General features: G+C 73.5%; 22 protein-coding genes. 16 read left to right on the top strand and 6 right to left on the bottom strand.

The window, feature by feature from the left end:
• Window positions 1–12 precede the first annotated feature (12 nt).
• Entirely contained in the window at window positions 13–2,955 is a 2,943-nt protein-coding gene (locus tag AB0G01_RS07245) for a BTAD domain-containing putative transcriptional regulator (RefSeq protein ID WP_360940667.1), read from the bottom strand.
• Between the two features lie 98 nt (window positions 2,956–3,053).
• On the opposite strand from AB0G01_RS07245, the gene AB0G01_RS07240 reads away from it, so the two are divergent.
• From AB0G01_RS07240 to groL, 3 genes are all read left to right on the top strand, one after another.
• Complete coding sequence (locus tag AB0G01_RS07240; protein WP_360940665.1) at window positions 3,054–3,914, top strand: NAD(P)-binding domain-containing protein; 861 nt, start codon at window positions 3,054–3,056, stop codon at window positions 3,912–3,914.
• A gap of 374 nt (window positions 3,915–4,288) precedes the next feature.
• Complete coding sequence (groES, locus tag AB0G01_RS07235) at window positions 4,289–4,582, top strand: co-chaperone GroES (RefSeq protein ID WP_360940663.1); 294 nt, start codon at window positions 4,289–4,291, stop codon at window positions 4,580–4,582.
• 89 nt (window positions 4,583–4,671) lie between these two features.
• Window positions 4,672–6,288: a chaperonin GroEL gene (gene groL, locus AB0G01_RS07230; RefSeq protein ID WP_360940661.1), complete on the top strand. Its 1,617-nt coding sequence runs from the start codon at window positions 4,672–4,674 to the stop codon at window positions 6,286–6,288.
• Window positions 6,289–6,501: 213 nt separating this feature from the next.
• On the opposite strand, the gene AB0G01_RS07225 is transcribed toward groL, so the two are convergent.
• Window positions 6,502–6,798: a WhiB family transcriptional regulator gene (locus tag AB0G01_RS07225; protein WP_360940659.1), complete on the bottom strand. Its 297-nt coding sequence runs from the start codon at window positions 6,796–6,798 to the stop codon at window positions 6,502–6,504.
• Window positions 6,799–6,987: 189 nt separating this feature from the next.
• Here AB0G01_RS07225 and AB0G01_RS07220 point away from each other — a divergent pair, with 189 nt between their 5' ends.
• The 5 genes from AB0G01_RS07220 to AB0G01_RS07200 all read left to right on the top strand — a co-directional run bounded on the left by AB0G01_RS07220 (window position 6,988) and on the right by AB0G01_RS07200 (window position 11,352).
• Window positions 6,988–8,010: a MerR family transcriptional regulator gene (locus tag AB0G01_RS07220; RefSeq protein ID WP_360941265.1), complete on the top strand. Its 1,023-nt coding sequence runs from the start codon at window positions 6,988–6,990 to the stop codon at window positions 8,008–8,010.
• Between the two features lie 30 nt (window positions 8,011–8,040).
• On the top strand, window positions 8,041–8,940 hold the full coding sequence (locus tag AB0G01_RS07215) for a hypothetical protein (protein WP_360940657.1): 900 nt from the start codon (window positions 8,041–8,043) through the stop codon (window positions 8,938–8,940).
• A gap of 80 nt (window positions 8,941–9,020) precedes the next feature.
• Complete coding sequence (locus tag AB0G01_RS07210; RefSeq protein WP_015805222.1) at window positions 9,021–9,617, top strand: response regulator transcription factor; 597 nt, start codon at window positions 9,021–9,023, stop codon at window positions 9,615–9,617.
• Window positions 9,618–9,852: 235 nt separating this feature from the next.
• A complete protein-coding gene (locus AB0G01_RS07205) occupies window positions 9,853–10,425 on the top strand; it encodes a sigma-70 family RNA polymerase sigma factor (RefSeq protein WP_360940655.1) in 573 nt (190 codons plus the stop codon).
• Window positions 10,426–11,352 (top strand): anti-sigma-D factor RsdA, encoded by a 927-nt coding sequence (locus AB0G01_RS07200; RefSeq protein WP_360940653.1) that lies wholly within the window; start codon window positions 10,426–10,428, stop codon window positions 11,350–11,352.
• 174 nt (window positions 11,353–11,526) lie between these two features.
• On the opposite strand, the gene AB0G01_RS07195 is transcribed toward AB0G01_RS07200, so the two are convergent.
• Window positions 11,527–11,976, bottom strand: coding sequence for a DUF5319 domain-containing protein (locus AB0G01_RS07195; protein ID WP_360940651.1), 450 nt, complete (start codon window positions 11,974–11,976; stop codon window positions 11,527–11,529).
• Between the two features lie 68 nt (window positions 11,977–12,044).
• On the opposite strand from AB0G01_RS07195, the gene guaB reads away from it, so the two are divergent.
• From guaB to AB0G01_RS07170, 5 genes are all read left to right on the top strand, one after another.
• Entirely contained in the window at window positions 12,045–13,556 is a 1,512-nt protein-coding gene (gene guaB, locus AB0G01_RS07190) for an IMP dehydrogenase (RefSeq protein ID WP_360940649.1), read from the top strand.
• 45 nt (window positions 13,557–13,601) lie between these two features.
• Window positions 13,602–14,735: a GuaB3 family IMP dehydrogenase-related protein gene (locus AB0G01_RS07185; protein WP_360940647.1), complete on the top strand. Its 1,134-nt coding sequence runs from the start codon at window positions 13,602–13,604 to the stop codon at window positions 14,733–14,735.
• Between the two features lie 281 nt (window positions 14,736–15,016).
• The gene (locus tag AB0G01_RS07180) at window positions 15,017–16,744 is read left to right on the top strand and encodes a GMC family oxidoreductase (RefSeq protein ID WP_360940645.1); all 1,728 of its coding nucleotides are present in this window, start codon (window positions 15,017–15,019) and stop codon (window positions 16,742–16,744) included.
• 59 nt (window positions 16,745–16,803) lie between these two features.
• Window positions 16,804–17,763 (top strand): MBL fold metallo-hydrolase, encoded by a 960-nt coding sequence (locus AB0G01_RS07175; RefSeq protein ID WP_360940643.1) that lies wholly within the window; start codon window positions 16,804–16,806, stop codon window positions 17,761–17,763.
• A complete protein-coding gene (locus AB0G01_RS07170) occupies window positions 17,760–19,217 on the top strand; it encodes an FAD-dependent monooxygenase (protein ID WP_360940641.1) in 1,458 nt (485 codons plus the stop codon). The genes AB0G01_RS07175 and AB0G01_RS07170 overlap by 4 nt, the downstream gene beginning before the upstream one ends.
• Window positions 19,218–19,266: 49 nt before the next feature.
• On the opposite strand, the gene AB0G01_RS07165 is transcribed toward AB0G01_RS07170, so the two are convergent.
• Complete coding sequence (locus AB0G01_RS07165) at window positions 19,267–20,712, bottom strand: aldehyde dehydrogenase family protein (RefSeq protein ID WP_360940639.1); 1,446 nt, start codon at window positions 20,710–20,712, stop codon at window positions 19,267–19,269.
• A 46-nt stretch (window positions 20,713–20,758) separates the two neighbouring features.
• Between AB0G01_RS07165 and guaA the strand changes: the two genes are divergently transcribed.
• The gene (guaA, locus tag AB0G01_RS07160; protein WP_360940637.1) at window positions 20,759–22,324 is read left to right on the top strand and encodes a glutamine-hydrolyzing GMP synthase; all 1,566 of its coding nucleotides are present in this window, start codon (window positions 20,759–20,761) and stop codon (window positions 22,322–22,324) included.
• 141 nt (window positions 22,325–22,465) lie between these two features.
• On the opposite strand, the gene AB0G01_RS07155 is transcribed toward guaA, so the two are convergent.
• Together AB0G01_RS07155 and AB0G01_RS07150 are read right to left on the bottom strand one after the other, a co-directional pair.
• Complete coding sequence (locus tag AB0G01_RS07155; RefSeq protein ID WP_360940635.1) at window positions 22,466–22,669, bottom strand: hypothetical protein; 204 nt, start codon at window positions 22,667–22,669, stop codon at window positions 22,466–22,468.
• A complete protein-coding gene (locus tag AB0G01_RS07150) occupies window positions 22,662–23,870 on the bottom strand; it encodes a PspC domain-containing protein (protein ID WP_360940633.1) in 1,209 nt (402 codons plus the stop codon). Before AB0G01_RS07150 ends, AB0G01_RS07155 begins: the two co-directional genes overlap by 8 nt.
• A 110-nt stretch (window positions 23,871–23,980) precedes the next feature.
• On the opposite strand from AB0G01_RS07150, the gene AB0G01_RS07145 reads away from it, so the two are divergent.
• Both AB0G01_RS07145 and AB0G01_RS07140 read left to right on the top strand, forming a co-directional pair.
• On the top strand, window positions 23,981–25,390 hold the full coding sequence (locus tag AB0G01_RS07145; protein WP_360940631.1) for a PspC domain-containing protein: 1,410 nt from the start codon (window positions 23,981–23,983) through the stop codon (window positions 25,388–25,390).
• Complete coding sequence (locus AB0G01_RS07140; protein WP_360940629.1) at window positions 25,387–26,052, top strand: response regulator transcription factor; 666 nt, start codon at window positions 25,387–25,389, stop codon at window positions 26,050–26,052. The genes AB0G01_RS07145 and AB0G01_RS07140 overlap by 4 nt, the downstream gene beginning before the upstream one ends.
• Window positions 26,053–26,084: the final 32 nt, after the last annotated feature.

Genomic DNA, 26,084 nt, shown 5'->3' with positions numbered 1-26,084 from the left:
GGGCGCACCCGGTCAGGAGCGGTCCGCCCGGCCTTCGGCGAACGCCCGCTCGAAGTGCTCGTCGCCCAGCGCGGCGCGGGTCGCGGCGGTGATCCGGTCCACGTCGTACCGCTGCGCGGGCGGCAGCGGGACGCCGACCGAGAGGCGGTTCGCGGCGGCCCGGCCGAGCAGGCGGGCGGCTTCGCCGTGGTCGCCCGCCAGCGCCCGCGCGCCCGCCAGACCTTCCTGGCCGAGTGCGACGGCCCGGGGGTCGTGCGTCTGCCGGGCCAGGTGCAGGCCCTCCTCCTGGAGCTTCAGCGCGGCCTCGACGTCGCCCCGGAGTTCGGCGACGAACCCGCGTTCGGCCAGCACGAGTGACGAGGCGGCCTCGAACCCGACCCGCCGGTGCCACTCCTGGATGCGCGGCAGGAGCCGGTCCGCCTCGTCCAGGTCGCCCTCCTGGCGCGCGCCGAGCGCGAGCCCGGTCTCCGCGTACATCTCGCCGGGGGAGAAGCCGTGGTCGGCGGCGAGCCGGCGGGCCCTCTCGTGGTACGCCCGCGCCGCCGCGAAGTCCTTGGTCAGCAGCGCGACCCGGCCCAGCCAGGACAGCGTGAACGACACCTCGGGCCACGACTGGAGCTCCTCGGCCAGCCGCAGCCCCTCGGTGTGCACCAGGGTCGCCCTCGGGTAGTCGCCGACCAGTTGCGCGTAGGTGCCCAGGGCGAACGCCGACTGGAGCCGGCCCCACCGGTCGCCGAGCGCGGTGAACAGCTCGTCGGCTCGCTCGGCGGCGTCCCGCGCCCGGTCCAGGTCGCCCCGGTGCACGGCCTGGCTGAACCGGTCGCTGAGCGCCGCCGCCACGCCCCACCGGTCGCCGCGCGCCAGGAACTCGGCGTGGGCGCGTTCGGTGTACCGCTCGCCGGTCGCCATGTCGCCGACCGTGGACAGCACGTACCCGAGGAACCACCCGGCGCGCGGGTCGTCGGCGACGTCCACCGGCTCGGCGAGGTCCACCCGCTCGGCCGCGTCACCCGCCAGCACGGTGAACCCGGCCAGCCACGCCCCGGTCAGGTGCCGCCGGGCCTCCTGGATCCGCCCGCGCAGGAACCAGTACCACGCCAGGTGTTGTGCCAGGCCGGGGTCGAGGTCGAGCGCGGCGCGCAGGTTCGCGGTGTCCGCGTCCAGCCGGGCCAGCCACCCGAGCTGGTCGTGCCCGCGCAGCTCCGGGTCGGCGCGCTCGGCCAGCGACCGGTAGTGGGCCGCGTGCCGGCGGCGGACCTCGGCGAGCTCGCCGGCCTCGCGCAGGCGTTCCCGGCCGTAGTCCGACACCGATTCGAGCAGCCGGTAGCGGGGCGGGCCGAACTGGTCGGGGGCCACCACGAGCGAGCGGTTGACCAGGCTCGCGAGCACGTCCGCGACGTCCCGCGCCGGCACGCCGCCGCCGCCGCAGACCGCCTCGGCGGCGGCCAGGTCGCAGCCCTCGACCGTGACGGCCAGCCGGCGCAGCACGGTCCGCTCGGCGGCGGTGAGCAGCTCCCAGCTCCAGTCGATCACGGCGCGCAGCGTGCGCTGCCGGACCGGCGCGTCCCGGTGCCCGGCGGCGAGCAGCCGGAAGCGGTCGTCCAGGCGGGTCAGCAGGGCGTCGACGCCGAGCGCGCGGACCCGGGTGGCCGCCAGCTCCAGCGCGAGCGGGAGCCCGTCGAGCCGCCGGCAGACGGCCGCGACCGTCCCGGCGTTGGCCGGGGTCAGCGCGAAACCGGGCGCGGCGGCCCCGGCACGGGCGGCGAACAGGCGGACCGCGTCGGGCAGGTCCAGCGGCGGCACGGACCACACGGTCTCGGCGGCCAGCCCCAGCGGTTCCCGGCTGGTGGCCAGCACCCGGAGGTCCGGCGCGGCGCGCAGCAGGTCGGCCACCAGCCGGGCCACCGGCTCCACCAGCCGCTCGCAGTTGTCCAGCACCAGCAGGACGTCCCGGCCCCGCACGGCGGCCACCAGGCGGTCGGCGGGCTCGTCCACCGCGTCCTCGCGCATCCCGAGCACGAGGGCGATCGCGTCCGCGACCGCCGCCGGTCCCGGCCGGTCGGCGCGGTCCAGGCCGGCCAGCTCCACCAGCCACACGCAGTCGGCGGCGGACACCGCGCGGGCGGTCGCCACGGCCAGCCGGGTCTTGCCGACCCCGCCCGGTCCGGTGAGCGTGACCAGCCGGGACGTGTCGAGCAGCGCCCGGACCTCGCGCACCGCGTCGGCCCGCCCGACCAGCTCGGTCACCGGCGCGGGCAGGTTCGTGCGCGGGCGCGCCACCTCGTGGTCGAGCACCTCGCGGTGCACGGCGACCAGGTCCGGTCCGGGCTCCAGCCCCTGCTCGTCGGCGAGCCGCCGGCGCAGCGCGGCGTAGCTCTCCAGCGCCTCCACCTGCCGCCCGGCCAGGAACAGCGCCCGCATGTGCAGGCCGCGCAGCCGCTCCCGCAGCGGGTGCCGGGCCACCTCGTCGGCCAGCTCCACCGGGAGCCCGGCGGCGAGCCGGGCTCGGGCCCAGTCCTCCAGGACGGTGAGCCGCTCCTCGTCGAGCCGGCGCGCGAACCCCACCGCGAACGGCTCGTCGGCGAACTCCGCCAGCGGCTCCCCGCGCCACAGCGCGAGCGCGCCGGCGTGGTCGCCCGCCGCGACCCGGGCCCGGAAGTCCAGCAGGTCCGACGACCCCGCGCCGACCCGCAGCGCGTACCCGGGCGGCTCCCAGGTCACCGCGTCCCGGCCGAGCACCCGGCGCAGCGCGGACACCTTGGTCTGCAACGTGTTCCCGGGGTTGCCCGGCGGCCGGTCGCCCCACAGCGCCGCGCCGAGCCGCGCCACCGGCACCGGCCTGCCCTCGGCGACCAGCAGGTGGGCCAGCAGCGCCCGGACCTTCGCCTCCGGCACCCGGACCGGGGTCCCGTCCGCCGCCCACACCGCCAAGGGCCCCAACACGCCGAATCGCACACCACGACGTTAGCCAGGTCCGCAGCGGACCCGCAGCGGACCCGCAGCGGCCACCGGCACCCTCGGTCCCACCTACCGAGGAGAGCGGGACACCACTGATGAGCACGCCGCTGACGTTGATCGGCCTGGGCCCGATGGGGCAGGCCATGGTCGCGAAGTACCTGGAGCTCGGCCACCCCGTCACCGTGTGGAACCGGACCGCGAGCCGCGCCGACGACCTGGTGGCCCGGGGCGCGCACCGGGCCGCCACGCCGCGCGCCGCCGTCGAGGCCAACCGGCTGGTCGTGCTGAGCCTGACCGACTACCAGGCCATGCACGACGTGCTGGGCGACGTCGAGCTGGCCGGGAAGACGGTCGTCAACCTCAGCTCCGACACCCCGGGCAAGACCCTGGAGGCCGCCGCATGGCTCGCCGAACGCGGGGCGGAACTGCTGGTGGGTGGGGTGATGGTGCCCGCGCCGCTGGTCGGGACTGATGACGCGTACGTCTTCTACAGCGGTCCGACCGCGGTGTTCGAGGAGCACGCCGACGTGCTGCGGGTGATCGGCCGCACCGAGTACCTCGGCGAGGACCACTCCCTGGCCCAGCTCTTCTACCAGGCGCAGCTCGACTACTTCCTGACCACGCTGGCCGCCGCGCTGCACAGCGTCGCCCTGGTCCGCAGCGCGGGCGTGACCGCCGCCCGGTTCGCGCCGTACCTCAAGGAACTGGCCGGGTCGATGTGGGTGTACCTGGAGGAGACGATCACCGCCGTCGACCGCGGCGAGCACCCCGGCGACCTGGCGAACATCGTGATGATGGGCGCGACCGCGGACCACGTCGTGGGGGCGAGCGAGGCCGCCGGGGTGGACGCCGGGCTGCCGAAGGCCGTCCAGGACCTGTACCGGCGCGGGATCGAGGCCGGGTACGGGCGGGATAGCTGGACCGCGCTCTACGAGGTGATCAAACCCGCCGGGTAGGTCGCGGGGTGCGGGGGCTGCCGGCCCCGTCCGGATGCTGGGACGGTGCCGGTGCGGCGGCGGTGCCGGACCGGCCGGCGGTGCGCGCGGGGACGGTGCCCGCGAAGACCGCGCCGCGAGGTGGTCACGAGGCCCCTGAGGTGCGGTTCCGCGCCGGGGGAGCGCGCCTGGGGGTGGCGCTCCCCCGGCCGTCCGGAGGTGGCGCGGCCCACCGTCGGGGCGTTCTGGTGGGGGTTCGTTGAAGCGTTGGCACTCGCATGGGTAGAGTGCTAGTCGCACGGCACCAGCAACCGCCCCGACCCCCGCGACGGCGGGGTGGCAGGAGCCGTAAACGCAACCTGCCAACGCTTTCGACGACCGTGGAGGTCAGCCCGGTGAGCGTGAACATCAAGCCGCTCGAGGACAAGATCGTCGTCCAGGCCAGCGAGGCCGAGACCACGACGGCTTCCGGCCTCGTGATCCCGGACACCGCGAAGGAGAAGCCCCAAGAGGGCAAGGTCATCGCGGTCGGCCCCGGCCGGATCGACGACAAGGGCAACCGCATCCCCGTGGACGTGGCTGCCGGCGATGTCGTCATCTACTCCAAGTACGGCGGCACCGAGGTCAAGTACAACGGCGAGGAGTACCTGATCCTCTCCGCCCGCGACGTGCTGGCCGTCATCAACTGACTTTCGGCCGACACGCAAGACGCCCCGGCGAACCCACCGACACCGGGGGTTCCGGGGCGTTTCGCGCATCATGAGGAGAGGCTCAGGCAATGCCCAAGCAGATCAGCTTCGACGAGGACGCTCGTCGGGCCCTTGAGCGCGGTGTGAACAAGCTGGCGGACACGGTCAAGGTGACCCTCGGTCCGCGCGGCCGGCACGTCGTGCTCGACAAGAAGTTCGGCGGTCCGACGGTCACCAACGACGGTGTGACCATCGCCCGCGAGATCGAGCTGGAAGACGCTTTCGAGAACCTGGGCGCGCAGCTCGCCAAGAGCGTCGCGACCAAGACCAACGACGTGGCCGGCGACGGCACCACGACCGCGACCGTGCTGGCCCAGGCCATGGTGCGGGTCGGTCTGCGCAACGTCGCCGCGGGTGCCAACCCGACGTCGCTCGGCCGGGGCATCCAGGCCGCCTCCGACGCCGTCGTGGACGCCCTCAAGGGCAAGGCCACCCCGGTCAAGGGCCGCGACAACATCGCGCAGGTCGGCACCGTCTCGTCCCGGGACGAGTCCATCGGCGCGCTGCTCGGCGAGGCCATCGAGAAGGTCGGCGAGGACGGTGTGATCACCGTCGAGGAGTCCTCGACGCTGGCCACCGAGCTCCAGATCACCGAGGGCGTGCAGTTCGACAAGGGCTACATCTCGGCGCACTTCGCGACCGACCTGGAAGCCCAGGAGACGGTCTTCGAGGACGCCCGCATCCTGCTGCACCGCGAGAAGATCAGCGCCCTGGCCGACCTGCTCCCGCTGCTGGAGAAGGTCGCCGAGTCCGGCAAGCCGCTGGTCGTCATCGCCGAGGACGTCGAGGGCGAGGCGCTGTCCACCCTGGTGGTCAACGCCCTGCGCAAGACGCTGCGCGTCGTCGCGGTCAAGGCCCCCTACTTCGGCGACCGCCGCAAGGCGTTCCTGGACGACCTGGCTGTCGTCACGGGTGCCCAGGTCATCGCCGCCGAGGTGGGCCTGAAGCTGTCCGAGGCCGGTCTGGACGTGCTGGGTTCGGCGCGGCGGATCGTGGTGTCGAAGGACAACACGACCATCGTCGACGGCGGCGGCGCGAAGGCCGACGTGGCGGGTCGCGCGGAGCAGTTGCGCCGCGAGATCGAGGCCACCGACTCCGACTGGGACCGCGAGAAGCTCCAGGAGCGGCTGGCGAAGCTCTCCGGCGGCATCGCGGTGATCAAGGTCGGCGCGGCCACCGAGACCGAGCTGAAGGAGCGCAAGCACCGCATCGAGGACGCGGTCGCCGCCACCAAGGCCGCGGTCGAGGAGGGCATCGTGCCCGGCGGCGGTTCGGCGCTGGTGCACGCGGCCAAGGTGCTCGACGGCGGCCTGGGCCTGACCGGTGACGAGGCGACCGGCGTCGGGATCGTCCGCGAGGCCCTCGGCTCGGCGCTGTTCTGGATCGCCGCGAACGCGGGTCTGGAAGGCGCGGTCGTGGTCAACAAGGTCCGCGAGGGCGAGTGGGGCTTCGGCCTCAACGCGGCCACGCTGGTCTACGGCGACCTGCTCGAAGCCGGGATCATCGACCCGGTCAAGGTCACCCGCTCGGCGGTCGCGAACGCCGCGTCGATCGCCCGCATGGTGCTCACCACGGAGAGCGCCATCGTGGAGAAGAAGGAAGACGACTCCGCCGCTGCCGGTCACGGCCACGGCCACGGTCACTGAGGTCGAGCCCGCGCGGCTGCGCGCCGACGTGCTCCGGACAGGGGCGGTGCCACCCGGCACCGCCCCTGTCCGCGTTCCGGGACCTCGGCGGGACCGCTCCACAGCGCTCCCGCCGGGCCGGGCAGCAGGGCCCTGACCAGGGCCGGAGCACGGCGAAGGGGCGGCACCTGCGGATGCCGCCCCTTCCGCCGAACTGCCCGAGAGCGCCTCGGGTCAGGTCAGCACCGGCTGTCGTTTGCGGGCCTTGATGATGCTGTCGCGTTCGGATTCCGAGAGCCCGCCCCAGATTCCGTACGGCTCCTGCACCGCCAGCGCGTGCCGCCGGCACATCTCCAGCACGGGACAGGACAGGCACACGGCTTTTGCCCGTGCCTCCCGCCTCGCCCGCGCAGGTCCTCGCTCTCCGTCCGGGTGGAAGAAGAACGCACTGTCCATCCCGCGGCACGAGCCGCGCATCTGCCAGTCCCACAGATCGGCGTTGGGACCGGGGAGCCTTCGGGTGTCCGCCATCGAGACCGCCTCCTTGGCCCACTGACGTGAACTGCTCCATTCGGCCTAACGATGATCCACCGTAGAACCGCGCCAAAACTTGTTCAAGGGGGTCGGCGGCAGAAAGCCGCCAATTCATTCGATGGGTGATCAGCGGAGGGCACTCCAGGAGTTGCCGGTAACGTCTCGTGAACGGACGATGTCAGCGTGATGACGCCCCCCGAGCACACCGCGGCGACGCCGGAAGGCGAGCGGGAAACCGTTGCGGCAGAAGATGATCCTGCGCATTCGGTGACCTTGTCGGTAGCCGCGGTCGCCCGCCGGCTGGGCGTCGCGCCCGCCACTTTGCGCACGTGGGACCGCCGCTACGGCCTCGGACCCAGTGATCACACCACCGGGCGACACCGGAAGTACGCCCCGAAGGACGTCGCCCGCCTCGAACTGATGCAGCGGGCGCTGCTGCGCGGCGCGTCGAGCGCCGAGGCGGCCAAGTACGCGCTCGCCGCCCCCGTCCCGCCGCCCCGCTTGATCAGCGCCGTGCCCTCCCGGCCCCCGGTGCTCACCGGGGGCGAGTTCGACGCCTCGGCACCGCCCTCGGGCGGGCGCGGGCTGAAGCTGCCGGGCGCGAGCCGGTCGGCGCGCGGGGTGGGGCGGGCCGCGCTGGCGATGGACTCGGCCGCCGTCCAACTGCTGCTGGCCGACTCGATCGCGCACGACGGCGTGGTCGCCACCTGGGACGACGTGGTCCGCCCGGTGCTCGCCGGCATCGCCACGCGCTGGGAGCACTCCGGCGCGGGCGTCGAGGTGTCGCACCTGCTGGACGAGTGCGTGCTGGCCGCGATGGTGCGGGCCACGCCGGTCGTCGCCGAGCCGCGCAACCACCGGCCCGTGCTGCTGGCGTGCATGCCGGAGGAACGGCACAACCTGGCGCTGTACCCGTTGGCGGCGGAGCTCGCGCGGCGCGGGGTCGGCATCCGGCAGCTCGGCGCGGCGCTCCCGCTGGACGCCCTGGCCGCCGCCGTCCGCCGGACCGCGCCGGCCGCCGTGGTGCTGTGGGCGCAGCTCCCGCGCTACGCCGATCCGGGCGCGGTGTCGGCCCTGCCCCGCACCCGCCAGCAGGTGCGGGTGTTCGTCGGGGGGCCGGGCTGGGCGCGCGGCGTCGTGCCCCCGCCCGCCGAGCGCATCAACGACCTGGCCACCGCGGCGGACGCGATCGAGCGCGCCGTCTGCTGACCACCGCCCGGACCGGCGGACAATGGCCGGGTGGACTCAGCGCGCGCGGCGGCGTTCGGCGACCGACCTGGGGCCGACGTCCGGCGCGCGGCGGCGGGTCCGCCCCGGGAGCGCTGGATGGCGGCGGTCGCGCTGGGCGGCCAGGGCCACTACGCCGCCGCCGCGACGCTGCTGCTCCCGCTCGTCCGGTCCGGTGATCGCCCGGTGGCGTCGCTGGCCGCGTCCACGCTCGCCTCGCACCGCCGCCAGCTCGGCTCGCACGCCACCGCCCGGCGCTTCGACGCGGTGGCCCTCGCCGCCGCGCCGGACACCTCCGCACCGGACCGCGACGGGGTGGACGCGGCGGGGGCGCGGGCGGACGCCCTGCTGGGCCTGGCGGCCGACGCGCTGGGCCTGGGCCGGCTCGGGGAGGCCCGCCGGCTGCACGCGCGGGTCGTCGCGGAGAGCTGGCGCACCACCGTCCGCGAGCTGTGGGTGGCCGCCGAGATCGAGCTCGCCGCCGGTCACGCGGAGCGAGCGGTCGCGCCCGCCGAACGGGCGCTGCGGCTCGCGGAGGAGGCAGGCGCGACGCGGCACGTCCTCAAATCCAGACTGGTCCTGGGGGCCGCATCAGTGGTGTGGGGGACACCCGAAAGCGTCGAACGGGGCACTCGCCTGCTATGCTGTGACCTAAATCACACTGACCGCCACGGCCTTTTCTCGTTGTCCTGGCCGACGGCACTCGTGCTCCTGACCAGCCCCGTTGTCCGCAATCATGCGGAGACGGAGCAGGTCCGGAAATCCGCCCTCAACGCTCTGAGCTGCGTGTTACGCAGAGCTGATCCGATCAGCCGACGACTCGCGGTCAACTCTCCGTGGATACCGACGGCGCTGCTCCGTTCCGGGGAACCCCCGAACGCAGACGCTCAGACGAACTTCTTGACGGATTAAGCACCGGATCGTGTCAAGGTTCGGCCCCTAGCGTCCGATAGGGGAAGTGGAACGTCACTCGGCTGCAGGAAGGAGTCCCCGTGACCACGGTCCTTATTTGCGACGACCGGCGCAGTGTGCGGGAGGGTCTCACCCGCGTGATGTCGGCTGTCCCAGGGGTCAGCCGCATCGACTGCGTAGCGCACGGTGACGAGTTGTTGGCCCGCTTCTCTCGGCAGCCGGTCGACGTGGTGCTGGTGGGAACCCAGCGCGCCGTCCCGACCGGGGTCGAAGCGACCCGGCGACTCGTCTCGGCCAACCCGCAGGCAAACGTCATCGTGTTCGGCGCACCGGACGACGCGGGCAGCATCGCCGCCGCGATCGCCGGCGGCGCGCGGGGGTACCTCCGTTGGGACGCCTCGCGCCCCGAACTGGTGGCCGCGCTCGCGCACACGTTGGCCAGCACCTCGGTCCCCGCACCGCGCCAGCCGTCCGATCCGGGCGTCCAGCTCACGGAGCGGGAACTCCAGGTGCTCCGCGGTATGAGCCAGGGCAAGAGCAACGGGCAGATCGGGCGCGAGCTCTACCTGTCGGAGGACACCGTCAAGACCCACGCCCGCCGGCTGTTCCGCAAGCTCGGCGTTCGTGACCGCGCCCAGGCCGTCGCGCACGGCTTCAGGCGCGGCCTCGTGTCGTAAGGCCGGTCACACCCACCGGTACTCCTTCCTCCGGTCAGCCCGGTGACGCACCCGTCGCCGGGCTGGTTCGTCGTTCCCGGCGGGCCGGCAGGTGGGAGGGGGTCTTTGGACCCCCTTTCGCGCACATCCGGTCCGCGTACCGGTACGGTGAGTGTCACCGGTACGGGCGACGTCGATCGTCCCGTGCCGTTCGTTGTCGGTACGCCTACACGTAACACCAGGGCTGTTGTCTGCGATGACCAACTTGGGGGACGGACTGGACGCCGAAGTGGGCGCAGCCGTCGATGGCGACCGCCACGCGATCGAGCGACTGCTGGCATCCATACGTCCCCTGGTGGTGCGGTACTGCCGCGCCCGAGTCGGAAGGCAGGAGAGGTCTTTCGCTTCGGCGGACGACGTGGCCCAGGAGGTGTGTCTCGCGGTGCTGACGGCCCTGCCCAGCTATCGCGACCAGGGTCGGCCGTTCTTGGCGTTCGTCTACGGAATCGCAGCGCACAAGGTCGCCGACGCGCATCGCTCAGCCGCCCGGAACCGGTCCGAACCGGTCCCGGAGGTGCCCGACGCCCCGGAGACGGAAGCCGGACCCGAGCAGCGCGCCATGCAGGGCGAGCTGTCGAGCCGGATGGCCCAACTCCTGAAGATCCTTCCGGAGAAGCAGCGGGAAATCCTGCTGCTCCGAGTGGTCGTCGGCCTGTCGGCCGAGGAGACCGCCGACGCGGTCGGCTCCACGCCGGGCGCGGTACGGGTGGCACAACACCGCGCTCTGGCCCGCCTCCGCAAGACCTTGGCAGCGGAGGAGGTGGTCTGAGTGGCCGACCAGCACGAGAAGGGCGATGGACAAGTCGTGCGCGGACGAGACGAGAGAACCCCGCTCACCTCGGATGACCCCCTGGTGGAACCCGGCGACGACCTCGCGGGCATCCGGGCGGACGACGCGTTGCTGGACGCCCTGGGCGGACGAGGGCAGACCGACGCGTTGGTCGACGACGAGCTGAACGCGCTGCTGCTGGCGTGGCGGCGCGAAGTCGACAGTCGTCCCATGGGTGAGCTGGTCGACACCGACACCGCCGTGGCGACGATCGCCGCGGCCCGCCCCCAACAGCGGGGGCGACACCGCTTCCTGATCCCCCTGGCGAGTGCCGCGGCCGTGCTGGCCATCGCGTTCACCGGGGTCAGCCTGGTCGCCCGCGACGCCCAGCCGGGCGACGCACTCTGGGGTCTGACCAGGGTGCTCTACTCGGACCACGCCCGGTCGGTGGAAGCCGCCGTGACGGTCCGCACCGACCTGGAGACCGCCCGCGCCGCGCTCAGCGCCGGCCGCTACGGCGAAGCCCGGGACCTGCTCACCCGCGCGGGCGAGGCGCTGCCCTCCATCTCGGTGGACGACGGCAAGGCCGACCTCAAGGAGCGGCACGACACGCTGCTGCGCGAGCTGACCAGCACCACGCCGCCCCCGCCGAGCACGTCGGCCGCCGCCCCGCCGCCGTCGACCACCGTGCAGCCGACCACGCCGTCGGTCCAGCCGACGACCACGCAACCGACGACGACCGTCGCGCCGACCACGACCGTCGAGCCGACCACGACGACCACGGCACCGCCGACCACGGACGGCTCGGTCGTGCCCCCGCCGACGGGGGAGTCGCCCGGCAACGGCGAGACCCGGGGCGAACCCGGCAACGAGGGCCGACCCGGCACCGAGCCCGGCAGCAGCCCTGTGGCGACCGACGACAACTGACGACACCTGACCTCGGAACCGCACCGGATGCCCGTCACCTCACCCGAGGCGGCGGGCATCCGCCGTTCCCGGGAGTGCTTGCCGCCTCGGGTGAACCGGTGCCCGGAGTGGGCGGTGCGTCCGGTTCCGCGCGACGGGTGTGACGAGTGATCCGTCACACCCCGGGCAGCGGGATCAGCGGGCGCTCTCGGTCGCGGTCACGCCGTCGGCGTAGCCCCGGCAGTACTCCCAGCTCACGTACGAGGTCGGATCGGGGTCGTAGGCCGGTTCGTGCGGGCGCATCCGCCCGTCCGACAGGAGCTGCTCCAGGCTCGACCGCAGCAGCACCCAGTCGTGGTAGTGCGGCTCCTGGCACTCGCCGCAGTCCACCACGATCCCCCTGACCCCGCGAGGTTCCAGCAGCGCCTGGTAGACGGCGAGGTCGCTCAGGTCGCCGACCAGCTCCCCCCGCTCGACGTCGTCCATCGGCGGGTGGTCGTGGTCGTCGTCGGGCTCCCCGAGGTTCCGCGCCGGGTCCTCGGGGTCGCCCGCGAACGGGTCTGGTGGCAACGCGTCGTGCGGCACGACCACGCACGGTACCGGGCAGACCCCCGACCACGTCCAGATACCATGGGCTGAACCCATCGCCGCCTGCGGGAAACCCCCTCCGCGCGCGGCGGGATCACCGCACGACGGAAGGCAAGCCAGCCGCCATGACCAGCGAGCTCAACGCTGACGGAGTCCCGCCCAAGTTCGCCATGCTGGGACTGACCTTCGACGACGTCCTGCTGCTGCCCGCCGAATCCGAGATCGTGCCCAGCGGCGTCGACACCAGCACCAGGATCTCCCGCAACACCACCCTCCGGGTCCCGCTGGCGTCCGCCGCGATGGACACCGTGACCGAGGGCCGGATGGCCATCTCGATGGCCCGCCAGGGCGGCATCGGCGTCCTGCACCGCAACCTGTCGGTCGACGAGCAGGCCCGCCAGGCGGAAACCGTGAAGCGGTCCGAGGCGGGCATGGTGAGCGACCCGGTGACGTGCACCCCGGACGACACCATCAAGCACGTGGACGACCTGTGCGCCCGCTTCCGGATCTCCGGCGTGCCGGTGACCGACGCCCAGGGCAAGCTCGTCGGCATCATCACCAACCGCGACATGCGGTTCGAGGTGGACCACTCCCGCAAGGTCAGCGAGGTCATGACCAAGGGCCCGCTGGTGACCGCCCAGGTCGGCGTCTCCGCCGACGCGGCGCTCGGCCTGCTGCGCCGGCACAAGATCGAGAAGCTGCCGATCGTGGACGGCGACAACAAGCTGCGCGGGCTGATCACGGTCAAGGACTTCGTCAAGACCGAGCAGTACCCGAACGCCTCCAAGGACCCGGACGGCCGGCTGCTGTGCGCCGCCGCGATCGGCGTCGGCGAGGACAGCTTCAGCCGCGCGATGGCGCTGGCCGACGCGGGCATCGACGTGATCATGGTCGACACCGCGCACGGCCACCAGCGCAACGTGCTGGAGATGGTCGCCCGGGTGAAGAAGGAGCTCGGCGACGAGGTCGACGTGGTCGGCGGCAACATCGCGACCCGGGCCGGCGCGCAGGCGCTGGTGGACGCGGGCGCGGACGGCGTGAAGGTGGGCGTGGGCCCCGGCTCGATCTGCACCACGCGCGTGGTCGCGGGCGTCGGCGTGCCGCAGATCTCGGCGATCTACGAGGCGTCCCTGGCGTGCGGGCCGGCGGGCGTGCCGGTGATCGGCGACGGCGGCATCCAGTACTCCGGCGACATCGCGAAGGCGATCGCGGCCGGTGCGAGCGCGGTCATGCTCGGCAGCCTGCTCGCGGGCACCGCCGAGGCCCCCGGCGAGCTGGTCCTGGTCAACGGCAAGCAGTTCAAGACCTACCGGGGCATGGGGTCGCTGGCCGCGTTGCAGGGCCGGGGCGAGGCCAAGTCGTACTCCAAGGACCGCTACTTCCAGGACGACGTGCTGTCCGAGGACAAGCTCGTGCCCGAGGGCATCGAGGGCCGCACGCCGTTCCGGGGCCCGCTGTCGTCGGTGGTGCACCAGCTCGTCGGCGGCCTGCGCGCGGCCATGGGCTACACCGGGTCGAAGTCGATCTCCGACCTCCAGCTCAGGCAACTGGTGCGGATCACCGCAGCCGGCCTCAAGGAAAGCCACCCGCACGACATCACGATGACCGTGGAAGCGCCGAACTACACCACGCGCTGAGCTAGGGTCCCCCGGTACGCCCGCCCCACGAGAGGACGAACAAAGGTGCGCGATCTGGTCGAGATCGGCATGGGCCGGACCGCGAGGCGGGCCTACGAGCTGGACGACGTCGAGATCATCCCGTCCCGGAGGACCCGGTCGTCCAAGGACGTCTCGACGGCGTGGCAGATCGACGCCTACCGCTTCGAGATCCCGCTGATCACCCACCCGACGGACGCGATCGTGTCGCCCGGCACGGCGGTGGCGGTCGGCGAGCTCGGCGGGCTGGGCGTGCTGAACGCCGAGGGCCTGTGGGCGCGCCACACCGACGTGGACGACGCGCTGTTCCGGCTGGTCCAGTCGGTGGAGGACACCGACGACCCGGCCGCGCCGGTCAAGGTGCTCCAGGAGCTGCACTCCGCGCCGGTCCGGCTGGACCTGGTCGCCGAGGCGATCAAGCAGGTGCGCGAGTCGGGCGTCACGGTGGCCGTGCGGGTCAGCCCGCAGCGGGCCGCCGAACTGGCCCCGGACCTGATCGCGGCGGGCGTGGAGATCCTGGTCGTGCAGGGCACGATCATCTCCGCCGAGCACGTGTCGCGCGACGGCGAGCCGCTGAACCTGAAGTCGTTCATCGCGGACCTGGACATCCCGGTCATCGCGGGCGGTGTCGGCGACTACCGCACGGCGATGCACCTGATGCGCACCGGCGCGGCGGGCGTGATCGTCGGCTACGGCTACACGCCGGGCGTCACCACCACGGACTCGGTGCTGGGCATCGGCGTGCCGATGGCCACGGCGATCTCGGACGCCGCAGCGGCCCGCCGGGACTACCTGGACGAGACCGGCGGCCGGTACGTGCACGTCATCGCCGACGGCGGTGTGCTGACCAGCGGCGACGTGGCGAAGTCGATCGCCTGCGGCGCGGACGCGGTGATGCTGGGCGAACCGCTGGCCGCCGCGTCCGAGGCACCGGCGCAGGGGTTGTACTGGACGTCGTCGGCGGCGCACCCGTCGGTGCCCCGCAGCCACGTGTCGACCGGCGTGGACCAGGTGGTGGACCTGCGCAGCCTGCTCTTCGGCCCGTCGGTGGACCCGCGCGGCGTGACGAACCTGTTCGGGTCGCTGCGCCGGGCGATGGCCAAGACCGGCTACTCGGACATCAAGGAGTTCCAGAAGGTCGGCCTGACCGTGCGGGGCTGAGCGAGGCTGTATTAAATTGCCGCGACTTCGTCGCGGCGGGCTCGGCCGCCTGAAGTCGGTCCGTCGCGCCGCGTTTCTCTCCGATCGAAGGGCGTGATCGGAGAGAAAGGCGACGCGACAGACCGACGCGGCCTCGCGTGTGGGGGCGACAGGTTGACGTGGCCTCGCGTGTGGGGTGCCTTGACGTGACAGGTTGACGTGGCCTCGCGTGTGGGGTGAAGGCGTGTGGGGTGAGGGTGTTTGGGCTGGGGCTGGTTGTTGGGGGTCCTAGCCTTGGTGGCATGGGTGGACTTGTGGGCGACGGGGCCGATTACGACGTCGTGGTCGTCGGTTCTGGCTTTGGCGGCAGCGTTGCGGCCCTTCGGCTCACCGAGAAGGGCTACCGCGTCGCCGTGGTCGAGGCGGGTCGCCGGTTCGCCGACGACGAGTTCGCCAGGACCTCGTGGGACCTGCGGCGCTACCTGTGGGCCCCGGCGCTGGGCTGCTACGGCATCCAGCGCGTTCACGCCCTGCGCAACGTGATGATCCTGGCCGGCGCGGGTGTCGGCGGTGGGTCGCTGGTCTACGCGAACACCCTGTACCGGCCGCTCCCGGCGTTCTACCGCGACCGGCAGTGGGCGCACATCACCGACTGGGAGGCCGAGCTCGCGCCGTTCTACGACCAGGCGAGCCGGATGCTGGGCGTGGTGGAGAACCCCACGACCACGCCGTCCGACCACGTCCTGCGGCAGGTCGCGGAGGACATGGGCGTCGCCGACTCCTACCACCCGACGCCGGTCGGCGTGTTCTTCGGCGAGCCCGGCGAGACCGCCGAGGACCCGTACTTCGGTGGCGCGGGACCGCGTCGCACCGGGTGCGTGGAGTGCGGCGAGTGCATGACCGGCTGCCGGGTCGGCGCGAAGAACACCCTGGTCAAGAACTACCTGTACCTGGCCGAGCGGCACGGTGCGGAGGTCCTGCCGCTGACCACCGTCACCGACCTGCGGCAGGCCTCGGACGGCACCTGGGCGGTGGGCACCCGGCGCACCGGCGGCCTGCTGCGCCGGGGCCGGCGCACCATCACCGCCGGCCGGGTCGTGCTGGCCGCCGGCACCTGGGGCACCCAGCGGCTGCTGCACCGGATGAAGGCCGAGGGCGCGTTGCCCCGGCTGTCGGCGAGGCTCGGCGAGCTGACCCGGACGAACTCGGAGGCGATCATCGGCGCGTCCCGGCTCACCGTGGACGAGGACCGCGACTTCAGCCGGGGCGTGGCGATCACCTCGTCCATCCACCCCGACGAGCGGACCCACGTCGAGCCGGTGCGCTACGGCAAGGGCAGCAACGCCATGGGCCTGCTCCAGACCCTGGCCACGGACGGCGCGAAGAGCACGCCGAGGGCGCTCCAGTTCCTGGCCCAGGCGGTGCGCCACCCGGTCCGGTTCGCCCGGGTCCTGTCGGTGCGCCGGTGGAGCGAGCGGACGGTGATCCTGCTGGTGATGCAGAGCCTGGACAACTCGATCACCACGGTCGGCCGCAGGGGCCTGTTCGGGCGGACGCTGTCCTCGGCGCAGGGCCACGGCGAGCCGAACCCGACGTTCATCCCGGCCGGGCACCGGGCGAACCTGCTGGCGGCCGAGCACATCGGCGGTGTGGCCGGCGGCACCTGGGGCGAGCTGTTCGACATCCCGCTGACCGCGCACTTCATCGGCGGCTGCCCGATCGGCGCGGACGCCGCGTCGGGGGTGATCGACCCGTACCACCGGGTGCACGGGTACCCGGGCCTGTCGGTGGTGGACGGGTCGGCGATCTCGGCGAACCTCGGCGTGAACCCGTCGCTGACCATCACCGCGCAAGCGGAACGGGCCTTCTCGTCGTGGCCCAACAAGGGCGAGCCGGACGGTCGGCCGGAGCCGGGCGCGGGGTACCGGCGGGTGCCGGCGGTGCCACCGGTGAAGCCCGCCGTGCCGCCGTCCGCGCCGGGCGCGCTGCGGCTGCCGATCGTGGAGGTGAAGAGCTCGCAGCGCCGATAGGTGTTGAGGTCAAAAGCTCATGGGCGCGCTCCCGCCGCACCGGTCCTATGGTGGGTGACGTGGCAGCGAAGCCGTTTGCGTCCAGTGCCGACCTCGCTCCGAAGGACGAGGTCTTCATCGAGCTCGCGGAGGGCGTGTACGCGCTGACCGCGGAGGGCGACCCGAACGTGGCCGCCGTCGAGGGCGAGGACTTCCTGGTCTGCATCGAGGCCAGGGCCACCCCGGTGGCCGCCCGGCGCTGGCTGGGCCTGCTCCGCGAGCGCACCGACAAACCCGTCCGCTACCTGGTCCTGAGCCACTACCACGCGGTCCGCACGCTGGGCGCGAGCGCGTTCGGCGCGGACGAGATCGTCGCGCACGAGCTCACCAGGACCCTCATCGCCGAACGCGGCGAGCAGGACTGGGCCAGCGAGTACGGGCGGATGCCCCGGCTGTTCGAGGAACCCGCGTCGATCCCCGGCCTGACCTGGCCGACGCTCACCTTCTCCGACCGGCTCACCATCCCGCTCGGCGGCGACCGGGGCGACCTGGAGCTGCGGTACTGCGGGCGCGGGCACACCGCCGGCGACATCGTGGCGTGGCTGCCGCACCAGCGGATCCTGTTCGCGGGCGACCTGGTCGAGTCGCAGGCCGCGCTGTACACCGGCGACGCCTTCCACGACGAGTGGGCGACGTCCACCCTGGACAACGTCGGCGCGCTCGGCGCGGAGCAGCTCGTCGGCGGGCGGGGCGCGGTGGCGCGGGACCGGGCCGAGGTGGCGGCGGCCATCGCGCAGTCCCGGCACTTCCTGGACGAGCTGCGCCGCACGGTCGGGTCCGTGCACGTCGGCGGCGGCACGGTGGCGCAGGCGTTCGAGGCCGCGCACCGGGCGCTGGCCCCGCGCTACGGGCGCTGGCCGATCTTCGAGCACTGCCTGCCGTTCGACGTCCAGCGGTACTGGGACGAGTGCTCCGGCCTGGACTGGCCGAGGGTGTGGACGGCCGAACGGGACCGCGAGGTGTGGGCGGCGCTCCAGTGAGCCCCGCTCCCATCGGCGGCGAGGTCACCTCGGTCCGGGCCCCCGGCGGCCGGCCGGCCGCCGGCCCGCCGGCCCGGTCCGCCCCGGCGGCGGGCCCGGAGCCGGTGCTCGGCGCGGTCCGCCCGGCGACGTCCCGGCGGCCGGACCGGGCGGGCGGCGAGGACCCGGTGCTGGTGGTGGGCGCGGGACCGGTCGGGATGACGGCCGCGCTGCTGCTCGCGCGGGCCGGTGTGCCGAGCGTGGTGCTGGAGGCGGCCGACGAGCGGGTCCCGGTGGGCAGCCGGGCCATCTGCCTCCAGGCCGACGTGCTCGACATCCTGGAGCGGGTCGGCGCGGGCCGGGCGGTCGTGGCCGCCGGCGTGACCTGGTACCGCGGCCGGACGTTCTACCGAGGTCGCGAGGTCGCGACCCTGGAACTGCCGCGCCGCCGGGGTTTCCCGCCCTTCGTGAACACGCCGCAGACCGAGGTGGAGCGCATCCTGGAGGCCCGGGTCCGGCGGGAGCCGCTGATCGACCTCCGGCGCGGGCAGCGGGTGGTGGCCGTCGCGCAGGGCGACCACGTCGAGCTGACCACGGACACCGGCACCGTCCGCGGCACGCACTGCCTGGCGGCGGACGGGGCCCGCTCCACCGTCCGGGCCCTGCTCGGCATCGGGTTCCCCGGCCACTCGTTCGACGACCTGTTCGTCATCGCCGACATCGCCGTCGACTTGGGGCACCCGGAACCCGAGCGGCTGTTCTACTTCGACCCGGACTGGAACCCCGGCCGCCAGGTGCTGCTGCACCCGCAGCCCGGGGGCGTCTACCGGGTCGACTGGCAGGTGCCGGAGGGTTTCCGGCTGGGCGAGGAGCACATCCGGGAGATCACCGGCGACCGCCCGTACGAGGTGCGCTGGCAGTCCACCTACCGCTTCCACCAGCGCCGGGCCACGGCGTTCCGGGACGGCCGGGTGCTGCTGGTGGGCGACGCGGCGCACGTGATGAGCCCGTTCGGCGCGCGCGGCCTGAACTCCGGGATCTGCGACGCGGACAACGCGGTGTGGAAGGTCGTGCTGGACCGGCGCGGCGAGGCCGGCCCGGACCTGCTGCCGTCCTACGAGCGGGAACGCGCGGCGGCGGCCGACGAGAACCTCCGGGTCACCGGCGACACCATGCGGTTCCTGGTGCCGCGCACCGAGGCGGAGCACGCCCGCCGCCGGGAGGTGCTGGAGCGGGGCCGCACCGCGGAGATCGACTCGGGCCGGCTGTTCGAGCCGTTCGCCTACCGCGACTCGCCGCTGACCAGTCCCGGCTGCACCGGCGAACTGGTGCCGGACAGCGCCCGCCTCGGCCCGGACTTCACCGTGCGCGACGGCCTCCTGATCCGCCCGGACGGCCACCTGGCGGCGGTCGCACCGACCGACCCGCACGCCGCCCTGCGCCGGGCCAAGGGCTTCGCCACCGTCCCGGCGTGAGCCGGGGCGGAAGGGCGCGAGGTGGGGGAGCCCGCCGCGCCGGCTCCGCTCACAGGGCTATGCCGGTGAGCACCATGGTGCGCTCCTCGGTGAAGTCCTCCATCGCCGACCTGATGCCCTCGCGGCCCGTGCCCGAGCCCTTCACGCCGCCGTAGGGCATCTGGTCCGCCCGGTACGACGGCACGTCGCCGATGATCACGCCGCCCACCTCCAGCTCGGCCGCCGCCTGGAACGCCACGGTCACGTCCCGGGTGAAGACCCCGGCCTGCAACCCGTAGTCGGTGGCGTTGGCCAGCTCGAACGCCTCGGCGGTGGACCCGACCACGGACACCACCAGCACCGGCCCGAACACCTCGTCGCGCCACAGGTGCGCCGACGCGGGCACGTCCTGGACGACGGTCGGCTCCACCGACGTGCCGTCCCGCCCGCCGCCCAGGTGCAGCGTCGCCCCGGCGTCGACCGCCTCGGCCACCCACTCCTCGACGCGGCGCGCGTTGTCCTCGTCGATCAGCGGCCCGACCTCGACCTCCGGGTCGTGCGGGTCGCCGGTCTTGAGCGCCCGCACGGCGGCGACCAGCTTGGGCACGAACGCCTCCGCCACGTCCCGGTGCACCAGCACCCGCTGCACCGCGATGCACGACTGCCCGGCCTGGTAGTTGCCGAACGTGGCGATCCGGGACGCCGCCCAGTCCAGGTCCGGCCAGTCCGGGCAGACGATCGCGGCCGAGTTCGAGCCGAGTTCCATCAGCACGTGCTTGCGCGGTGCGGAGTCGGTCAGCGACCAGCCGACCGAGCTCGACCCGGTGAACGAGATCACCGGCAGCCGCTCGTCCTCGACCAGCGACTTCATGTCCGCGCCACGCACCGGCAGCACGGAGAACGCGCCCTCGGGGAGGTCGGTCTCGGCGAGCAGCTCGCCCAGCAGCAGCGCCGACAGCGGCGTCGCGGAAGCGGGCTTGACGATCACCGGCGCGCCGACCGCGAGCGCCGGGGCCACCTTGTGCGCGACCAGGTTCAGCGGGAAGTTGAACGGCGCGACGGCCAGCACCGGACCGCGCGGCACCCGGCGCACCAGCGCCAGCCTGCCCTCGCCGCCCGCGTCGGTGTCCAGGCGCTGGAGGTCGCCGGTGAACCGCCGGGCCTCCTCGGCGGCGAACCGGAACGTGTTCACCGCTCGGGTGACCTCGATGTTCGCCCACTTGAGCGGTTTGCCGTTCTCGGCGGTGATGGTCTCGGCGATCTCCTCGGCGCGGTCCGCCAGCGCCCGGGACACCGCCAGCAGCGCCTCCGCGCGCACGTGGGCGGGTGTGCGGCGGAACTCCTTGGCGACCGATGCCGCCGCTGCGATCGCGCGTTCCACCTGGTCGGGGTCCGGCACGGCGACCGAGGCCACCTCCGTGCCGTCGAACGGGTGGTGCACGGTGATGGCCTGCGTGCCCTGCTCGGCGTGTCCGGCGATCCAGCAGGGACGTGGCTGCGGAATGGTCGCGTCCATGCGCCCAACCTAGGCCGTTCCGTGGACCCGGTGCAGGTCTGAGACGATGTCCGCCGTGTCTGAGAGCAGCAACCGCCCAGTTCTGGTAGTCGACTTCGGCGCGCAGTACGCGCAGTTGATCGCGCGCCGGGTCCGCGAGGCGCAGGTGTACTCCGAGGTCGTGCCGCACACCACGTCCGTGGCGGAGCTGTCGGAGCGGGAACCGGCGGCCATCGTGCTCTCCGGCGGGCCGTCGAGCGTGTACGAGCCGGGCGCGCCCCAGGTCGACCCGAAGCTCTTCGAGCTCGGCGTGCCGGTGTTCGGCATCTGCTACGGCTTCCAGGCGATGGCCGGCGCGCTCGGCGGCACGGTGGAGCACACCGGCACCCGCGAGTACGGCCGCACCGAGCTCGACGTGGCCGGTGCCGGCCTGCTGCACGAGGAGCTGCCCGGCACCCACCCGGTGTGGATGAGCCACGGCGACTGCGTCACCGCCGCGCCCGAGGGCTTCACCGTGACCGCGTCCAGCGACGGCGCGCCGGTGGCCGCGTTCGAGAACCGCGAGCGCCGGTTCGCGGGCGTCCAGTACCACCCCGAGGTCGGCCACTCGCCGCACGGCCAGGAGGTGCTGCGGCGGTTCCTGCACGAGATCGCCGGCATCCGGCCGCAGTGGACCACGTCGTCCATCGTGGACGAGCAGGTCAGGCTGATCCGCGAGCAGGTCGGCGACGGCAAGGCCATCTGCGGGCTGTCCGGCGGCGTCGACTCGGCGGTCGCGGCGGCCCTCGTGCAGCGGGCCATCGGCGACCGGCTGACCTGCGTGTTCGTCGACCACGGGCTGTTGCGCGCGGGCGAGCGCGCCCAGGTCGAGCGGGACTACGTGGCGGCGACGGGCGTGCGCCTGGTGACCGTGGACGCGCGCGAGCGGTTCCTCGGCGCGCTGGCGGGCGTCACCGACCCGGAGCAGAAGCGCAAGATCATCGGCCGGGAGTTCATCCGGGTCTTCGAGCAGGCCGAGCGCGACCTCAAGGCCGAGGGCGACTACCGGTTCCTCGTGCAGGGCACGCTGTACCCGGACGTGGTCGAGTCCGGCGGCGGCGCGGGCACCGCGAACATCAAGAGCCACCACAACGTCGGCGGCCTGCCGGACGACCTCCAGTTCACCCTGGTCGAGCCGCTGCGGGCGCTGTTCAAGGACGAGGTGCGCCGGGTCGGCACCGAGCTGGGCCTCCCGGAGACGATCGTGCAGCGCCAGCCGTTCCCCGGGCCGGGCCTCGGCATCCGGATCATCGGCGCGGTCGACGCGGAGCGCCTGGAGATCCTGCGCAAGGCCGACGCCATCGCCCGCGAGGAGCTGACCAGCGCGGGGCTGGACCGGACGATCTGGCAGTGCCCGGTGGTGCTGCTGGCCGACGTGCGCAGCGTGGGCGTGCAGGGCGACGGCCGGACCTACGGCCACCCGGTGGTGCTGCGCCCGGTGTCCAGCGAGGACGCGATGACCGCCGACTGGACCCGCCTGCCCTACGACGTGCTGGAGCGCATCTCGACCCGGATCACCAACGAGGTGGCGGAGGTCAACCGGGTGGTCCTCGACGTGACGAGCAAGCCGCCGGGCACCATCGAGTGGGAGTGACCCCCCGAGCCGCACCGGGCGGACGACCGGCCTGAACCGACGGCTCAGACGGAAGGGCCGGCTCGCGGTTTCGCGAGCCGGCCCTTCCTCCCCCAGGTTCTCCTGCGCCTCCCCGGTCGGCGCTCCCGCGCCGCCCTCCGGCTAGCGCCTGCGCCGGGCCGAGCCCGCGAGCAGGCCCAGGCCGATCAGCATCGCGCCACCCGCCAGGACCCACCTCAGGTCCAGGAAGGCCGGCCACGACGTCCCGTCGGACAGCATGTAGGCGGCGGCGACCAGGGCGGCGGCCCCGAACACCAGGCCCACGACGTCCACGCCCCGCTTCTCGATCGACTCCTGGTCAGCCACGGCTCACCACCACCTCTCCCACTCCCGCGCGAATGTCCAGCTCCACGACCAGCCCGCCCTTGCCGGCTCCCTCGTCGTCCACCGTCGAGGTGGTGTTCCGGCCGCCACGCTCCGGGCCGAGGCACCGCACCGACCCGAGGCCGGCGCGGCAGGTCGCGACCACGTCCGCGTCGGCGGGCACCCGGATGTGGGCGCTGCCGACCGCCACCTCGACCTCGGTCTTCACCGAGCCGGTGGCGGGCAGGCCGGTCAGGTCCAGGTCGACGCTGCCCGCCTTCGTGTCGTAGCGCGGCTCCACCTGGTCGAGCGTCACCGGCCGGGCGGTCACGTCGCCCACGTGCTCCGAACCGTCGAACGAGGTGAAGTCCGCGCTGGTCAGCACCACGCCCGCGAGGCTCAGCGGGAGCACCAGGCCGATCAGCCCGCGACCACCGCCCCGGAACGCGCCCACCAGCAGGCCCAGGCCGAGGGTCGCCGTGACCAGGCCCATGACGTGCGGTGCGCTGAACCAGGTGCTGTACGAGGACGCCACCAGCCCTCCGGCCAGCACGACCAGCGACAACCCGAACGTCGCGACGCCCACCCGGGACTTGCGCCGGTGTCGCAGCGGCCGGGCCGGCTGCACGACCGGCACCGCGCTCGTGGGCGTCGGCTCGGGCAGGTCCCACGCGAACGGGGCGGCACCCAGCGGGTCCCAGGCCGGCGGCGTCACCCGGGCGGTCGGCGACTCGGCGGTGTCCACGGGTGTCACCTCGGGCGCGGAGGGCGGGCGGTTGAGCGAACCCCGACTGCGGTGCAGCAGGTAGATCGAGCCGACGGACAGCAGCACGCCGGCCACCATGGTGAAGCCGCCGTCCACGAAGAAGCCGGTCGCGGGGAACACCGCGAGGCCGAGCAGGATCGTCAGCGGCACCGGCGTGGAGCTGCGGCCCCGGCCGATCAGCGCCTCGGCGGCGGACACCTCGTCGTCGGCCTGCGCCAGCCACAGCCAGCCCAGCAGGTAGATCAGGAACCCCGCGCCGTTGCACAGGGCCATGGCCACGAACGCGACGCGGACGATGACCGGATCGATCTGGTACCGCTCGGCGATACCGGCGGCGACACCGGCGATCTTCCGCCCCTGGTGTGGCCGCCTGGGTCGGCTGACCCAGAAGTCCTTCAGCGTCTCTTCGACGCCGGCCGTGCTCAGGTTCCCGCTCACGATGACGAGCATGGTTGTCCGGAGGGCCGCGCACATCGGGGACCCACCCTGAACCGGGCATCGGGTGGAACCCTGATGGAACGGGGAACGGCCCGTGTGACCATCAGGAGGTGAGCTCGCAGGTGGATTCCGCGCCCCAACCGGCCACGCCCGACCCGGGCGTGCCCGACCGGACCGCGCCGCACCCGACCGCGCCGCACCCGACCGCGCCCGACCTGGCGGCACCCGACCTGGTGGCGTCCCGCGCGACCGCGCCGATCCCGGTGGCGGCCAAGCCGGGCGCACCGGGCAAGGCGGGTCGCGGGCACGAGCCGGTGCGCAGGCGGCGCACCGGCCGGGTCGTCGCGGGCGTGGCGGGCGGTGTCGCCGACCACCTCGGGGTCGAGGTGTTCTGGGTGCGCGCGGTGTTCGCCGCGCTGACCGCCCTCAACGGCGTGGGGGTCGTCGCCTACGGCCTGCTGTGGCTGTTCGTGCCGCAGCGCTCGGTGGACACCCCGGAGAAGCCCCCGAAGCCCCAGGAGCGCCAGCAGGCGCTCGGCCTGGTGGCGCTGGGCATCGGCGCGGCGGTGATCGGCGGGCTGCTGTCCGGGCCGGTCAGCGGCTGGATCGTGGGTCCGCTCGCGGTCGCCCTGGTCGGCGCGGCCGTGGTGTGGCGGGAGGCCGACGAGGCGCAGCGCAGGCGGTGGCGCGACGGCGCGAAGTCCGGGCTGTTCGGCACCGGCCGGGCCGCCCTGGTCCGGGTGCTGTCCGGGGTGGCGCTGGTCGCGATCGGCATCGGCGTGCTGCTGATCAGCAGCTACGGCATCGACCAGCTCCGGTTCGCGCTGCTCGCCGTGGTGGCCACGCTGGGCGGCGTCGCGGTGCTCACCGTGCCGCTGTGGATCAAGCTGATCAACGACCTGGGCGAGGAGCGCCGGGTCCGCATCCGCACCGAGGAGCGCGCCGAGATCGCCGCCCACCTGCACGACTCCGTGCTCCAGACGTTGGCGCTGATCCAGAAGCAGTCGGACCGGCCGCGCGAGGTCAAGCGGCTGGCGCGCGGCCAGGAGCGGCAGTTGCGGGACTGGCTGTACGGGACCGCGATGGCCGAGGACGGCCGGCCGGCCACGGTGTCCGCCGCGATCGCCGAGGTGTCCGGCGAGGTCGAGGACCGGTTCGCGATCGCCGTCCAGCAGGTCGTGGTGGGGGATTGCGAGCTGGACCACAACCTGCTGGCGATGGTCCAGGCGGCCCGCGAGGCGATGGTCAACGCGGCCAAGCACGCGGGCGTCGGCGAGATCAGCGTGTACGGCGAGGTCGAGCCCGAGCAGGTGACCGTGTTCGTGCGCGACCGGGGCACGGGCTTCGACCCGGCGCTGGTTCCGGAGGACCGGCATGGCCTGGCCGACTCCATCCGGGGGAGGATGGACCGGCACGGCGGGGAAGTGCGGCTGCGCACCACGCCCGGCGAGGGGACCGAGGTGCAGTTGCACATGCCGAGGAAGACCGCCGGTAACCAGAAGACGGAGGCCAGGACGTGACAACCGAGAAGGCGGCGGTGCGGGTGTTCCTGGTGGACGACCACGCCCTGTTCCGCGCGGGGGTGCGGGCCGAGCTCGACTCGATCACCGACGAGGTCGACGTGGTCGGCGAGGCGGGGTCGGTCGGCGAGGCGGTCGTCGGCATCGGGCACGTGCGGCCCGACGTGGTGCTGCTGGACGTGCACATGCCCGACGGCGGCGGCGCGGAGGTGCTGCGGCAGGTCCGCACGGCGCTGCCCGACGTGGTGTTCCTGGCGCTGTCGGTGTCGGACGCGGCGGAGGACGTGATCGCGGTCATCCGGGCGGGCGCGCGCGGGTACGTCACCAAGACCATCTCCAGCCAGGAGCTGGTGCGCGCGGTGGTCCGGGTCTCCGACGGCGACGCGGTGTTCAGCCCCCGGCTGGCCGGGTTCGTGCTGGACGCGTTCGCGGACCGGCCGGGCGCGGCCCCGATCAGCGATCCCGAGCTCGACCTGCTGACGCCCCGCGAGCGGGACGTGCTGCGGCTGCTGGCGCGCGGGTACGCGTACAAGGAGATCGCGTCCGAGCTGTTCATCTCGGTCAAGACGGTCGAGACGCACGTGTCGAGCGTGCTCCGCAAGACCCAGCTCTCCAACCGCTACGAACTCTCCCGCTGGGCCTCCGACCGCCGGCTGGTCTGAGCTCCGGCCGGACCGGGCACGACGCCCCGGAG

It is taken from the genome of Actinosynnema sp. NPDC023587 (assembly GCF_040640215.1).
Taxonomy (GTDB): Bacteria; Actinomycetota; Actinomycetes; order Mycobacteriales; family Pseudonocardiaceae; genus Actinosynnema.
Note: the sequence above shows the minus strand (reverse complement) of the source record. Positions and strands in the feature narration are given on the sequence as shown.

Coding starts and splice junctions, on each gene's coding strand:
- guaB (WP_360940649.1), top strand. CDS start 12,045: ATGACCAGCGAGCTCAACGCTGACGGAGTCCCGCCCAAGTTCGCCATG.
- AB0G01_RS07180 (WP_360940645.1), top strand. CDS start 15,017: ATGGGTGGACTTGTGGGCGACGGGGCCGATTACGACGTCGTGGTCGTC.
- guaA (WP_360940637.1), top strand. CDS start 20,759: ATGTCCGCCGTGTCTGAGAGCAGCAACCGCCCAGTTCTGGTAGTCGAC.
- AB0G01_RS07165 (WP_360940639.1), bottom strand. CDS start 20,712: ATGGACGCGACCATTCCGCAGCCACGTCCCTGCTGGATCGCCGGACAC.
- AB0G01_RS07220 (WP_360941265.1), top strand. CDS start 6,988: ATGACGCCCCCCGAGCACACCGCGGCGACGCCGGAAGGCGAGCGGGAA.
- AB0G01_RS07195 (WP_360940651.1), bottom strand. CDS start 11,976: ATGGGTTCAGCCCATGGTATCTGGACGTGGTCGGGGGTCTGCCCGGTA.
- groL (WP_360940661.1), top strand. CDS start 4,672: ATGCCCAAGCAGATCAGCTTCGACGAGGACGCTCGTCGGGCCCTTGAG.
- AB0G01_RS07205 (WP_360940655.1), top strand. CDS start 9,853: ATGACCAACTTGGGGGACGGACTGGACGCCGAAGTGGGCGCAGCCGTC.
- AB0G01_RS07240 (WP_360940665.1), top strand. CDS start 3,054: ATGAGCACGCCGCTGACGTTGATCGGCCTGGGCCCGATGGGGCAGGCC.
- AB0G01_RS07225 (WP_360940659.1), bottom strand. CDS start 6,798: ATGGCGGACACCCGAAGGCTCCCCGGTCCCAACGCCGATCTGTGGGAC.